Source organism: Cryobacterium sinapicolor, from assembly GCF_004403465.1.
Taxonomy (GTDB): Bacteria; Actinomycetota; Actinomycetes; order Actinomycetales; family Microbacteriaceae; genus Cryobacterium; species Cryobacterium sinapicolor.
Window position 1 is genome coordinate 1 of sequence record NZ_SOGQ01000082.1, and the last position, 1,075, is coordinate 1,075.

Consider the following 1,075-nt stretch of genomic DNA (forward strand, 5'->3'; position numbering starts at 1 on the left):
TGTAACTCCCAAGGAGGTTGTGAACGGCGTGGCTTGAGTTAAATGGGCGAGGACCTCCGGTATCGAAGTGGGTAACCACACTCACTCGATTTCCAGGAGGCCCTCGTGTCCCACGCTAACGCTTTGTTGTCCCCGAAAGGCCGATTGCTGCTCGCCCGCCGCGTCGTTGTCCATGGCTGGAACCTGCGGCGGGCCGCGAAGAGTATGAGTTGCTCGCCGGCGACGGCGAAGAAGTGGGCCGACCGGTATCGGGCCGCTGGTGAGGCCGGCATGCGCGACCTGTCGTCACGCCCGCTGACCTCGCCGAACCGGACGCCCAGGCGCATGGAACGACGGATCGTGGCACTTCGATTCACGAGGCGATGGGGACCTCATCGAATCGCGTTTCACCTGCACTTGAACCGGTCAACGGTCGAGAATGTGCTCCGCCGCTTCCAGATGCCGCGCCTGGCCAACATCGACCGGGTCACCGGGCTGCCCGTGAGGAAACCGAAACCGATCCGCTACGAGCACCCGAACCCGGGCGACCTCGTTCACGTCGATATCAAGAAGCAAGGACGCATCCCCGACGGCGGTGGGCACCGAACTCTCGGCCGGGCCGTTGGCCGCAAGCACAGAGGTCACCAGGGCGGCCGGGGCTACTCGTTCATCCATCACGCCGTCGACGACCACTCACGGCTGGCCTACTCCGAGATCCTTCTCGACGAGAAGAAAGAGACCGCCGCCGGGTTCTGGCAGCGGGCCAACGCGTTCTTCTCCGGCCACGGCATCACCGTCCTGCGAGTGATCACCGACAACGGTCCCTGCTACCGCTCGGGCACTTTCCAAGCCGCGCTCGGCCCGGGAATCAAGCACAAATTCACTCGCCCCTACCGGCCGCAAACGAACGGCAAAGTCGAGCGCTTCAACCGCACACTGGAAGCCGAATGGGCATACGCCGCTGCTTACACATCAGACGAAGCCCGAGCTGCCACCTACCAGCAGTGGGTCCATGACTACAATCACCACAGACCCCACAGCGGCATCGGAAACACCCCACCCATCAACCGCGTTCACAAGGTCTCTGGGAGTTACA

General features: G+C 63.3%; 1 protein-coding gene. It reads left to right on the forward strand.

The genetic code is table 11. The features are described 5' to 3' along the window. Window positions 1-105: 105 nt before the first annotated feature. Window positions 106-1,075, forward strand: a 970-nt coding sequence (locus E3T28_RS14670; protein WP_134432679.1) for an IS481 family transposase, incomplete at its 3' end; no start/stop codon positions are given.